Genomic DNA, 12,008 nt, shown 5'->3' with positions numbered 1-12,008 from the left:
TGCCTATCATTGCCTCCATGAGCGCGCCAGTGACCGAGTTCCCCGACGCCAAGATCTACCTCGTCGACGACGACGCGGGCGTGCGCGAGGCCCTGGGCTGGTTGCTGCGTACCCGCCGGTTGGTGAGCGACGGCTACGACAGCGCCGAGGCCTTTCTGGCCGAAGCTGCGGTGGCGCGGCGCGAACCGGACGCGCCCTGCTGCGTGCTGCTGGACGTGCGCATGTCCGGCATGAGCGGGCTGGCGCTGTTCGAGCAGCTGCGCGAACTGCCCTGGCAGGCGGCGATGCCGATCATCTTTCTCTCGGGCCACGCCGATGTGGCCACCGCGGTCGACGCGGTCAAGCGCGGCGCGTTCGACTTCTGCGAGAAGCCGTTCTCCGACAACGCCCTGGTCGATCGCGTCGAACACGCCTTGCGTCGCTCGGCCGCCGAGCTTGCGCAGCGCGCCACTGCGCGCGGCCTGCAGCAGCGCCTGGACAGCCTCACCGAGCGCGAGCGCGACGTGATGAACCTGGTGGTGGCCGGCCTGCCCAACAAGCTCGTCGCCGATCAGTTGCAGATCAGTGTGCGCACGGTGGAAGTGCACCGCTCGCGCGTGTTCGACAAGATGGGTGTGAAGTCCGCGGTCGAGCTGGCCAACTTGCTGCGCGGCGCATGAGGCAGCGGGTGCTTGCCGAGGCTCACGGCTCCAGCGTTCGCTGCTCGCAGTGCCCTGCGCCGATCGCCGCGTGGGCTCAGCGCGCCGGTGGCTCGTCGTCGCCGCTGCCGGCTTTTTCGCGCTTTTCGCGCTCCACCTCGTCCGGCAGTTCCCCTTTCTTGCGTCCGGAGAACATGGTCCACCACACGATGAAGATCAGGAGCAACAGCGCGCCAAGCGCTTCGAGCAGCAACAGGGTCATGGGACAACAGTCGGTGGGCCGCAGCGTGCGGTGGCTCGTGGCCGCGGCGATTGTAGGCAGCCTGCTGGCCTGTGCCGGCGCCCCGGTGGTGATGCCCCCATCCCCGCCCCAGCCCGCACCGGGGGTGCACGACGGCGCCCCTGCCCCGGCGGTGCAGCAGCGCGCGCGCAGCCGTTGGGTGGCGGTGGATTGGCGCGATCTGCCCGGGTGGGGCCAGGACGCGCTGCACGAGGCCTGGAACGCGCTGCTGCGCGGCTGCGAGAAGCCTGCCGCAGGCTTCGAGGTCGTGTGCGCCGAGGCACGCCCGCTGGCCATCGCCAGCGCCGCCGAGCAGCAGGCCTGGATGGAGCGGCGCCTGCAGCCCTACCGCGTGACCGAGGCCGATGGCCGCGCGCCCGAGGGTTTGCTCACCGGTTATTACGAGCCGATCCTGGAGGCCTCGCGCCAGCCCACGGCCACCCAGCGCGTGCCGCTGTTCGCGCCGCCGGCGGGCCTGCCCGCGGCCAGCAGCGGCCAGCGCTGGTACTCGCGTCAACAGATCGACTCCCTGCCCGAGGCGCAGGCGGCCTTGCGCGGACGCGCCATCGCCTGGCTGGCCGACCCGATCGACGCGCTCGTGTTGCAGATCCAGGGCTCGGGGCGCGTGAACATCACCGAACCCGATGGGCGGGTGAGCGCGGTGCGGCTGGCGTTTGCCGGCCACAACGGCCATCCGTACCAGAGCGTGGGCCGCTGGTTGCTTGACCAGGGCGCGATCCGCGAAGGCTCGTGGGACGGCATCCGCGCCTGGGCCCGGCAGAACCCGCAGCGCCTCAACGAAATGCTGTGGGCCAATCCGCGCACCGTGTTTTTCCGCGAGGAGGCGCTGAGCGAATTCGATGCCCGTTTCGGCCCGCGCGGCGCGCAAGGTGTGCCGCTCACGCCAGGACGCTCGATCGCGGTCGACCCGCTGAGCATTCCCTACGGCACCCCGGTGTGGCTGGCCACGCAGGGCGCGGCGCTGAACACGCAGCGGCTGGTGCTGGCGCAAGACACGGGGGGTGCCATCGTGGGCGCGGTGCGCGCCGACCTGTTCACCGGCTGGGGGGGCTGGAACGACGAGCCCTACCGCCTGGCGGCCATGCTCAAGCAGCCGCTGCAGATGTGGGTCTTGTGGCCGAAATGAACTGGGGTGGCGCGTTCAGAGCGCGCTGAGTTCGATCTGCACCGGCCAGCCCACGCTGCCCGTGGCCTGTGACGGACCGAAATCGAAACGGTGTTCCAGCGCGACCTGGTGACGACCCTGCCGCTCGGCGCACACGCGATATCCGTCGGACGTGCGCTGCACCCGCGCTGGAGAGCCGACGGATTGCACGGTCCAGTCGCGCACCCCGCTCATGGTCAGGCGCAGCGTCGCGCAGAAGCCGTGGCGCAAGGTGGTCTGAACGTCCAGTTGCTGTTGCACGGCAGTGCCGCTGAGCGGTACCGCCGCCGGGTGGCGGTTGTCACGCAGCTGCAGCAGCGCGGGGATTTCCACGCGCAGCCGGATCGACGCGTTGGCCGAGGGTTGCGGTCCGCTCGCGTTGCGTGACTCCGCCAGCGCCATGACCGGCAGGCACAGGGCGAGGACAAGCGGCAGCAGGCGGTGAGCCAGCGGGTTCATGCCCCTTTATCGGCATTCGCCCGACCGACTTGAAGCCAAAAACCATGATGCCGTTCGGGTTGATTCCGCGCCTGCTCACTCGGGCCGTTGCACTGGCAATTGCACCCGTATCGTCTCGCGCAGGCGCACATCGATGCGGGCCTGGCCGTCATCGACCACGTTCCAGGGCAACGGCAGCGTTTCGTTGCGCAAGGTCACGCTGCGCGCACCGGTGGCTACCGATGGAAAATCGAAGCGCCCCTGGTTGTCGGTACGCACGGCGTATCGGTTGTCCAGGTAGATGGTGACGCCTGGCACGCCCTGCTCGCTGGCTTCCTGCACACCGTTGCGGTTGGCGTCGAAGAACACGATGCCCTCCACGCGACCGCTGCCCGCACCCGCCCCGCCACCCAGCGGCACGTCGCGACTGCCGGCCTCGAACTGATAGCGCAACAGCACCAGATAGCTGCGGTCGGCGGTGCTGGCAAGCAGCGCGTTGACCACCAGCGGGTCGAGCGACGTGGCCAGGCGCGGGCGACCCAGCACACGGGTGAATGTGCCCTCCAGGCTCCAGCGCTGGGTCAGACGCCATTGGGCGGTGAAGGACAGGTTGTGCGAGTTGCGCCCGTCGCTGCCGCGTTCGCTGGCCAGGCTGCCGAAGAGGTTGCCGCGATTGCCGAGGCGCCCGTTCAGGCTCACAGCGGCCTTGAGCAGCGTGTCGCCTGGCAGGCCGTTCGAGGGGTCGGCGCTTTCGACCACCGCCCCCAGGGACGTGGACAGCGACCAGCCGAGCGGCATGCGCCAGTCCTGGTCGTAGCTGAGTTCGGTGTTGTCGGGACGTCCCAGGCCGAAGCTGTGCTCCAGCCGCAGGCCGGCCTGCCCCTGGCCATTGACGAATCGCCAATCGACGTATGCGGAGCCTGCCCGCCCACTGAATTCGCGCCAGGCGAGGCCGCTGCCCAGGCTGCTGTCGCGCGAGAGGCGCCAGCGGCCATTGAGCGTGGCGTAGTGCCCCCAGTTGCGGCCAGGGCGCAAGGAGCGCAAGAGATCAAGCGACCCGTCGAGCGTCCATTGCCGCTGGCGCCACAGCCCGCGCAGGTAGCCACCTTCGAGGTCGCTTGCCATCGGCAGTTCGGTCCAGCGCAGGTCGGTGTCCAGGCGGTACACGCCAGCGCCCCAACGCACGGGCTGGTCGTCCCATTCGGTGTCCACCCAAAAGCCGTTGCGGGTGGTGCCCTGCGCTCGGCTTTGCATCCACTGGCCTTGAGCGTGCCATCCGTTGCCGGCCTGGCGCAGGCCGAGCAGCGTGGCATCGGCGTCGAGGCGACTCACGCTGCCGCTTATGGCACCCGGGGTGATGCCGCGCGCGCGCTCGTGCTGCATGGCCACCACAAGTCCCTGTTCACCCCCCGGTGCGGCCGACCACTCACCGCCCAGGCGCGTGCGGGTGCCGGGCAAGCGCTCGAAGCGCGTGTCGGGATAGATGCTGAGCTGTCCCGGGTCGCCCACGGTGGCCTGAAACGCCCAACCGCCCTGGGGTTGGCCCCAGTCGGCACTCAAGCCGCGCAGGATGGGCGAGGGCACGAAGACGCGCGAGGGGCGTCGGAACAGCCCCGGAGACGGCGCGGTGATCAGCCCCAACTCGTGGTTGGCCAGCCAGCCCCCTTCGATCGGCATGCCTCGTTGACGCAAGGTGAACGTGCCACCGCCGCCGTGCAGGTCACCGTTGGCGTCGAGGGACATGCTGCCGTGGTTGGGGGTTTCGATCTGGCCGTAGAGCGCGGTGCCCCAGCGGGTCTGCACATCGCCCTGCAGGTTGCGCGACGCGGCGCGCAAGTCCCAGCGCAGGTAGCGGGGCCAGCCGCTGTCGTCGTAGGCCGCCTGTGGTACAGATTCTTCCTGGGTGATGCCTTCGATCACGCGGTCCACATACGGGGCGGGCTCGGGCGCCTGGGCAGCCGCGGGACCGACCAGCAGACTGACTGATGCCAGCAAAGCCTGCGGCCAGCGGGTGCCGCACAGGTTCATGGCGCAAAGGTCAGGTCGATCGGCAGACGCTGGTCACCCCACTCAAGGCGTCCTTGCACGCGCAACGGGAAGCGCGGTTTCACAGCATCGGGTCGCTCCTGATCGAGCACGATGAGTTCGATGTTGCGGACTTCGCCGGGCAGCACGGGTAGGTCCCGCGGGGCGAGTTCGTAGCGTCGATCATCGGCATCGCGCCCGTCAAGAAAGCCCTCCAGACGGCCATGCGCCTGGCCCTGGTTGCGAACGATCAACGCGGGCACTTTCCTGCTGCCGTCGGATTCGGTGCGGTGTTCCACCAGCGCAAGCTGTGGCTTGGCACCACCAACGTTCGCATAGACGATCACGCCGATGCGGCCCGACACCGGCATGTTCAGCCCGCCGGAGACGGCTGCGGGATCGAGGCCTTCCATCATGATGGCGAAGCGGCATTCGCGCACCGGCGCATCGGCGGGGGCCTGCACCTCGAAGCGGTAGCGGTAGCGATCGCCCGGGCCCAGGGTGAGCTCACGGCGTTCGATGGCCACCCAGGGTCGGCAGCTTTGCGGCACCAGTTCCTGCGAGAACTCCACGGTGCCGTTGGCGCTGAGGCTCCAGTCCACCGTGTAGAAGCGGTAACGCCCGGGCTGGTTGCCGGCATGCTGGATCTCGATCACCTGGCGCTGGGTCTGGCCGGGCTGCATCTGCATGAGCACGCGTGGGGGCGACACATAGGCAGCAAAGCCCTGGGCGATGGCCAAGGCGGGCGCGGTCACGAGGCACAGGGCAAGCGCGCGGGCGAGCCAGCGCGCTGCACGACAGGACTCACTGCTCATCGAGTTCGTAGGTGAATTGCAGGCGGCGCCGATCGGTCATCCAGCGACCATCCGTGCGCAGGTCAATGGTGAGGCGCTCTTCCATGAGTGGTTGCGTGATGGTGCCGGCAAAAATCAGGCTGCGATCGCCCGAGACGACCTCGCCGTCGAGCATGCGCCCGCGTTGCGTGCGCCACACCGCGCGCACATCGGGCCCACTGTCGCGCGCCAGGCGCATGTGGATGCGCGCCGGGCGTCCCACCCAGGCGGCGGTGTTCAGGCGCAGGTCCACCACCACGGTCATCACCACGTCGTGGTCGCTACCGCGGCCAGGCAGGGGCGAGCGCCATTGCATCTGGCGCTGACTGCTCACCACCTGGCTCGCGCTGTCGTCAAGAAGCACAACCTCGGCCGCAGCCGGCATGCACAAGGCCAGCAACAACGAGAACAGGCCGAAGCGCGTCATGGCACCACCAGCGAGAACCGCAGGGTGCCGGTGTAGGTGCCGGCGCCGCGGACGGCGGTGTTGGCATAGAAGAACGTGAGGCAGTTCTCGACCCAGGTGTTGCGTGTCACCGTGCGCAATGTCTGCAGACCCGCACCGATGGAAGCTACGTTGGGGATGTCGGCGTTGGAATTGCCCAGCGCGGTGCTCGTCCAGGAGAGTTCACCAATGGGAATGGTGTCGCCGTTGAGGCCGCCAAGGAGTGCTGCCGGTGCCTCGAGCCGCAACTGCGCGTTGTCGAAATTGTTGTTGGGTGTGCGCCATGAAGCGCCCACATACACCTGGTGCTGAGACGGCTGGCACACGGTGTAGCCGTCGTAGGGACTGCTGGCCTGGGTGCTGTTGCTGTTCAAGCGAAGTGCCGTGCCGTTGCCCACGCTGTTGACGGGCACCGTCAGGCTCACGGTATTGACCGTGGCGCTGTCCATGCCCACTTGCAGAAACAGGCGGCGCGGGCCGCTGTCGATGTCCAGCACCCAGGCCGATGCCGCGGCGGGCAGCAGTGCCAGCGTCAGGGTGGCTGTCGTCAGCAGTTGGCGGTGTGCGTGTGCGGCGGACATCGGGGCAGGCCGGAATCAGTGGAACGGGGCGACTGAAAACAGCAAGAGCGGCGTTGCCATGGGGCGAACTGCCGCTGCGTGGAAGGCCGCCCCGCAGAGACTCTGCAGTGGCGGCCCGCAAAGGGGCGCTTCAGGGTGCCGAGGCGGTGTAAGTCACGGTGGCGGTATAGGTGCCAGCGGCGCGCGACGTGTTGTGGTTGTAGGTGTAGGCCCAGGTGCCGCTGCGGTTGATCACGGCGGTGCCGACGTTGGGCGCCACGGGCAGGGAGCCGCCGAATGCCGGGTGGGCCAGATCGCCGGTGGTGGTGACCGACAGGTCGGTCAACGGGATGTTGTTCGTGCCGTCGCTCAGGTTGCCACCGGAGGCCTCCAGGTCGACGCTGCCGACGTTGGAGCGCAGCGCCACGGTGACGGGGCTGCCCGAGGTGGCGTTCACGGCGCCGCCGGTGGTGGCCTGGGTCTCGTTGAGCACGAAGGACACGGTGTCGACGTTGTTGGTGCCGGTGGTGCCCACCTGCAACGAAATGAAGCGCGGGATGGTGATGCTGACGTTCAAGCGGGCCGAGGCGCCTGCGCCACCCGCGTTGGCTGCAGCGTTGGTGGCAACGTTCGATTCGGCCTGGGCCAGCAGCGGCGCCGTCAGGGCCAGCGCCAGGGTGGATTTCAGGAGCAGAGACTTGTTCACGACGATTCCTTCGGTTGGCGGTCGGGATGCAGATGAGTACTTTCGGACTTACTACATCTGTGCAGCAAGTGGTGCGATGGTAGGTAGATGCACCATTTGTGACAAGTCATGAGAGTTGAAAAAGTCACATTTTTCAAGCACTTGACGCGTATTTGTGACTTAGCGGTCGAAATGAATGCACCAATGGAGGGGCGCCGCGCTCAAGTTTTCCGTCTGTCTGCCGTGTGCATACCTTTGTCTGCCAGCCAGTGAGTCAAAGGCAGTGCTGCGTCGGCCTTGACCTCGCCCAGCGAGAAACTGGTGTGCAGGTCCTTCACGTTGGGCAGGTTGAGCAGCACCTCGCGAGCGAAGGTGCTGAAGTGGTGCAGGTCGCGGCTGACCACCTGCAGCTCGAAGGTGCCCGAGCCGCTGATGTAGTGGCACGACACCACCTCGGGAATGGCGCGGATGGCCTGCTCCATCTGGCGCGTCACGTCGCCGCTGTTGCGGTCAGCGTCCAGGCGCACGAAGGCCAGCACGCCCAGGCCGAGCTTGTCGCGGTCGAGCACGGCACGGTAGCCCTTGATGTAGCCCCCTTCCTCCAGGGCGCGCACGCGCCGCCAGCAGGGCGCGGCCGACAGGCCGACGCGCTGGGCGAGCTCGGCGTTGGTCAGTCGGCCGTCGCTTTGCAGCTCTTGCAGGATGGCGAGGTCGAATCTGTCGAGCGTTTCCATGAATACCCCGTTCGAGAAAGAAGATTTCTCGATGATCGGTAAACCGGGCATGAAACGCAAACACCTGTCGTCGAGTCGGACATACACTGCGCGGCAGACTGGAGAGCTATCCCTACCCGGTCGGCCGATGGGTGCCCACAAGGCGCTCCACCCCCCCACAGGAGACACACAACATGAACGCGCCGCTGCCCGAGCACATCCGACAAGCCCTCGAAACCGTCACCCTGGACGACAAATATGCGCTGGAACACGGGCGTGCCTTCATGAGCGGCGTGCAAGCCCTGGTGAAGCTGCCCATGCTGCAACGCCAGCGCGATGCGCTGCAGGGCAAGAACACCGCCGGGTTCGTGAGCGGCTACCGCGGTTCACCCCTGGGCGGGTACGACCAGTCGCTGCAAAAAGCCGCGCCCTACCTCAAGCAGCAGAACATCGTGTTCCAGCCGGGCGTGAACGAGGAGCTCGCGGCCACGGCCATCTGGGGCACGCAGCAACTGGGTTTTGCACCGCCCGGCACCAACCGCTTCGACGGCGTGTTCGGCATCTGGTACGGCAAGGGCCCGGGTGTGGACCGTTGCTCCGATGTCTTCAAGCACGCCAACATGGCCGGCACCAGCCCCTGGGGCGGCGTGATCGCGGTGGCCGGTGACGACCACGTGGCCAAGAGCTCCACCGCCGCGCACCAGAGCGACCACATCTTCAAGGCCTGCGGCCTGCCGGTGTTCTTCCCGGCCAGCGTGCAGGAAATCCTCGACCTCGGTCTGCACGCCTTCGCCATGAGCCGCTTCAGCGGCGTGTGGGCCGGCATGAAGACGATTCAGGAAATCGTCGAATCGAGCGCCACCGCGCTGATCGATCCCGAGCGCGTGGACATCGTGATCCCCGAATTCGAGATGCCGCCCGGCGGCCTGCACATCCGCTGGCCCGACCACGCGCTGGAGCAGGAGGCGCGCCTGTTCGACCACAAGTGGTACGCGGCGCTGGCCTATGTGCGCGCCAACAAGCTCAACCACAACGTGATCGCCGGCCCGAACGACCGCTTCGGCGTGATTGCCAGCGGCAAGGCCTACAACGACACGCGTCAGGCGCTGATCGACCTCGGCCTGGATGACGCCACCTGCCGCCGCATCGGCCTGCGCCTGCACAAGGTGGCGGTGGTGTGGCCGCTGGAGGCGCAGATCACACGCGAGTTCGCCACCGGCCTGCGCGAAATCCTGGTGGTGGAAGAGAAGCGCCAGGTCATCGAGTACCAGCTCAAGGAGGAGCTCTACAACTGGCGCCCCGACGTGCGTCCCAACGTGCTCGGCAAGTTCGAGGAAGAAGAGGGCGATTACAGCGGCGGCGAATGGTCGCGCCCCAATCCGAGCGCCAACACGCTGCTGCGCGCCAAGGCCGACCTCAACCCGGCGCTGATTGCGCGCGCCATTGCCAAACGTCTCAAGAAGCTCGGCAACATCCCCGAGGACGTGATGGCGCGCATCGACGCGCAACTGGCCATCTTGGACGCGCAGGAGCGCTCGCTGCAGACGCTGCTGACGCAGGGCGTACCGGGTGCGGAGCGCCAGCCCTGGTTCTGCTCCGGCTGCCCGCACAACACCAGCACCAAGGTGCCCGAGGGTTCGCGTGCCATGGCCGGCATCGGCTGCCACTTCATGAGCATCTGGATGGACCGCGCCACCGTCGGCTTCACGCAAATGGGTGGTGAGGGCGTGCCCTGGATGGGCCAGCAGCCTTTCAGCACCGACCAGCACATGTTCGCCAACCTGGGCGACGGCACTTACTTCCACAGCGGCATCCTGGCCGTGCGCCAAAGCATCGCCGCGGGCGTGAACATCACCTACAAGATCCTCTACAACGACGCCGTGGCCATGACGGGTGGTCAGCAGGTGGGCGAGCGCCCCGAGGGCCACAGCGTGGTGCAGATCGCGCAGAGCATGCGCGCCGAGGGGGTGAAGAAGATCACCATCGTGACCGACGAGCCCGAGAAATACGCAGGCGTCAGCGGCATTCCCGAGGGCATTGCCATCCAGCACCGCGACACGCTGGACGCGGTGCAGCGCGAATTCCGCGAGATCGCCGGCACCACAGTGATCATCTATGACCAGACCTGCGCCACCGAGAAGCGCCGCCGCCGCAAGCGCGGCACCCTGGCCGAGCCGAACCAGCGCGTGGTCATCAACGAGCTGGTGTGCGAGGGCTGCGGCGATTGTGGCGAGCAATCGAACTGCCTGTCGGTCGAGCCGCTGGAGACCGAATTCGGTCGCAAGCGGCAGATCAACCAGAGCACCTGCAACAAGGATTTCTCCTGCGTGAAAGGTTTCTGCCCGAGCTTCGTCACCGTCGAAGGCGGCCAGTTGCGCAAGAAGAAAGGCGCGGCCAAGGCCGAGTGGACGGGTGGCGCGCTGCCGCACCCCACGCTGCCCGCACTCGGCGGTGACGCGTGGGGCATCATCGTCGCGGGCGTCGGCGGTACCGGCGTCATCACCATCGGCCAGCTGCTCGGCGTGGCCGCGCACCTGGAGGGCAAGGGCATCGTCACGCAGGACGCGGCGGGCCTGGCGCAAAAGGGTGGTGCCACCTGGAGCCACGTGCTCATCGGCGCCACGCAGGACGACATCCGCACCACGCGCGTCTCGGCCGCCTCGGCCGACCTCGTGATCGGCTGCGACCCGATCGTCGCTGCCAACAAGGAAACCTGGCAACGGCTGCGCGACGGTCGCACCCACGTGGCGCTCAACAGCAGCGCCACGCCCACGGCCGCCTTCGTGCACAACCCCGACTGGCTCAACCCCGCGCAGGCCTGCGTGGACACGCTGGTCAACCACCTGGGCGCCGGCGCGATCGGCGTGATCGACGCCGAAACCGTGGCCACACGACTGCTGGGCGACAGTCTCTACACCAACCCGCTGATGCTGGGTTACGCGTGGCAGAAGGGCTGGATCCCGCTGGGCCAGGCCGCGCTGATGCGCGCCATCGAACTCAACGCGGTGGCGGTGGAGCAAAACAAGGCCGCCTTCGAATGGGGTCGTCGCGCCGCGCACGACCCGCAGGCCGTGCTGGCCGCCTGCGGCCTGGGGCAGCCCGCCGCGCAGGTGATCCAGTTCAAGAAGCGCGAAAGCCTGGACAACATCGTGGCGCGCCGCGTGGACTTCCTGACCGGCTATCAGAACGCCGGCTACGCACAGCGCTACCACGAGGTCGTGGAACGCGTGCGCGCGGCCGAGGCGCCGCTGGGCAAGACGGCGCTCACCGAGGCGGTGGCGCGCAACCTGTTCAAACTCATGGCCTACAAGGACGAGTACGAGGTGGCCCGTCTGCACACCGACCCGAGCTTCCACGAGAAGATTTCGGCGCAGTTCGAGGGCGACTTCTCCCTCAAGGTGCACCTGGCGCCGCCCATGCTGGCGAAAAAGAACGAGCGCGGCGAACTCATCAAGCGCCCGTACGGGCCGTTCATGTTCACCGCCTTCCGTTGGCTGGCGAAGTTCAAGGGCTTGCGCGGGACGGCACTCGATCTCTTCGGCCGCACCGAGGAGCGACGCATGGAGCGCGCGCTGATCGAGCAGTACCGCGCCGACGTCGACGCCTTGCTGGGCGCCCTGGACGCCGAGCGCCACGCCCTCGCTTTGGATATTGCCCGCGTGCCGGAGCAGATCAAGGGCTTCGGCCACGTGAAGGAACGCAACGCCAAGGCGGCCGCGGCACGCCGCGAGGCGCTGTGGGCGCGCTGGCACGGCGGTGAGGCCGCGCCGCAGCGGCAGGCGGCCTGAGCCGCGGGGAAACACCCGCGGCATACAATCCCGGGCTGTTTTTTGACTCTGCTGGAGACTGCCCGTGTTGATTTCCCCCGCCTACGCCCAAGCCGCTGCCGGTGGCACCGAGTCCACGCTGCTCGGCCTGCTGCCGCTGGTGCTGATGTTCGTGGTGCTGTACTTCGTGATGATCCGTCCGCAGCTCAAGCGCCAGAAGGAGCATCGCGCGATGGTCGACGCCCTGGCCAAGGGCGACGAGATCGTCTCGGCCGGTGGCATCCTCGGTAAGGTGTCGAAGATCGGTGACACCTACATCGGCGTGGAACTTGCCGATGGCCTGGAGGTCCAGATGCAACGCACCGCCGTCGTGCAGGTGCTGCCCAAAGGCACGGTGAAGTAATGCCCACCCCCGCACGGGCCGGCTGATGCCGGCCCGTTCCCCCTCAAGGGGGCAAC

General features: G+C 67.7%; 12 protein-coding genes. 4 read left to right on the top strand and 8 right to left on the bottom strand.

The annotated features are described in order from the left end of the window. The first annotated feature begins 17 nt into the window (after positions 1-17). A complete protein-coding gene (locus M3149_RS12105; RefSeq protein ID WP_251709775.1) occupies positions 18-659 on the top strand; it encodes a response regulator transcription factor in 642 nt (213 codons plus the stop codon). Positions 660-735: 76 nt separating this feature from the next. On the opposite strand, the gene M3149_RS12100 is transcribed toward M3149_RS12105, so the two are convergent. Further along, entirely contained in the window at positions 736-900 is a 165-nt protein-coding gene (locus M3149_RS12100; RefSeq protein ID WP_251709774.1) for a hypothetical protein, read from the bottom strand. Between M3149_RS12100 and mltA the strand changes: the two genes are divergently transcribed. Continuing rightward, positions 833-2,065 (top strand): murein transglycosylase A, encoded by a 1,233-nt coding sequence (gene mltA / locus M3149_RS12095; protein ID WP_251709772.1) that lies wholly within the window; start codon positions 833-835, stop codon positions 2,063-2,065. The genes M3149_RS12100 and mltA overlap by 68 nt on opposite strands. Before the next feature lie 15 nt (positions 2,066-2,080). Here mltA and M3149_RS12090 read toward each other — a convergent pair whose 3' ends face one another. The 7 genes from M3149_RS12090 to M3149_RS12060 form a co-directional block, all read right to left on the bottom strand. Then, a complete protein-coding gene (locus M3149_RS12090; RefSeq protein WP_251709770.1) occupies positions 2,081-2,542 on the bottom strand; it encodes a hypothetical protein in 462 nt (153 codons plus the stop codon). Positions 2,543-2,617: 75 nt separating this feature from the next. Continuing rightward, a complete protein-coding gene (locus M3149_RS12085; RefSeq protein ID WP_251709768.1) occupies positions 2,618-4,549 on the bottom strand; it encodes an SdrD B-like domain-containing protein in 1,932 nt (643 codons plus the stop codon). Then, positions 4,546-5,361 carry a DUF916 domain-containing protein gene (locus M3149_RS12080; RefSeq protein WP_251709766.1) on the bottom strand — a complete coding sequence of 272 codons (816 nt, stop codon included), beginning with the start codon at positions 5,359-5,361 and terminating at the stop codon, positions 4,546-4,548. Before M3149_RS12080 ends, M3149_RS12085 begins: the two co-directional genes overlap by 4 nt. Further along, positions 5,351-5,806, bottom strand: a complete 456-nt coding sequence (locus M3149_RS12075) for a hypothetical protein (protein WP_251709764.1) — start codon at positions 5,804-5,806, stop codon at positions 5,351-5,353. The genes M3149_RS12080 and M3149_RS12075 overlap by 11 nt, the downstream gene beginning before the upstream one ends. Then, positions 5,803-6,405, bottom strand: coding sequence for a hypothetical protein (locus M3149_RS12070; RefSeq protein ID WP_251709762.1), 603 nt, complete (start codon positions 6,403-6,405; stop codon positions 5,803-5,805). Before M3149_RS12070 ends, M3149_RS12075 begins: the two co-directional genes overlap by 4 nt. 130 nt (positions 6,406-6,535) lie before the next feature. Beyond that, entirely contained in the window at positions 6,536-7,090 is a 555-nt protein-coding gene (locus tag M3149_RS12065; protein WP_251709760.1) for a hypothetical protein, read from the bottom strand. A 200-nt stretch (positions 7,091-7,290) separates the two neighbouring features. Then, positions 7,291-7,803: an Lrp/AsnC family transcriptional regulator gene (locus tag M3149_RS12060; protein WP_251709759.1), complete on the bottom strand. Its 513-nt coding sequence runs from the start codon at positions 7,801-7,803 to the stop codon at positions 7,291-7,293. Between the two features lie 173 nt (positions 7,804-7,976). Here M3149_RS12060 and M3149_RS12055 point away from each other — a divergent pair, with 173 nt between their 5' ends. Further along, a complete protein-coding gene (locus tag M3149_RS12055; protein ID WP_251709757.1) occupies positions 7,977-11,570 on the top strand; it encodes an indolepyruvate ferredoxin oxidoreductase family protein in 3,594 nt (1,197 codons plus the stop codon). A gap of 64 nt (positions 11,571-11,634) precedes the next feature. After that, on the top strand, positions 11,635-11,952 hold the full coding sequence (gene yajC / locus M3149_RS12050; protein WP_251709755.1) for a preprotein translocase subunit YajC: 318 nt from the start codon (positions 11,635-11,637) through the stop codon (positions 11,950-11,952). Positions 11,953-12,008: the final 56 nt, after the last annotated feature.

Source organism: Hydrogenophaga intermedia, from assembly GCF_023715105.1.
Taxonomy (GTDB): domain Bacteria; phylum Pseudomonadota; class Gammaproteobacteria; order Burkholderiales; family Burkholderiaceae_C; genus Hydrogenophaga; species Hydrogenophaga intermedia_A.
The sequence above is the reverse complement of the archived record's forward strand: the minus strand, read 5'-3'. Positions and strand labels throughout refer to the sequence as shown.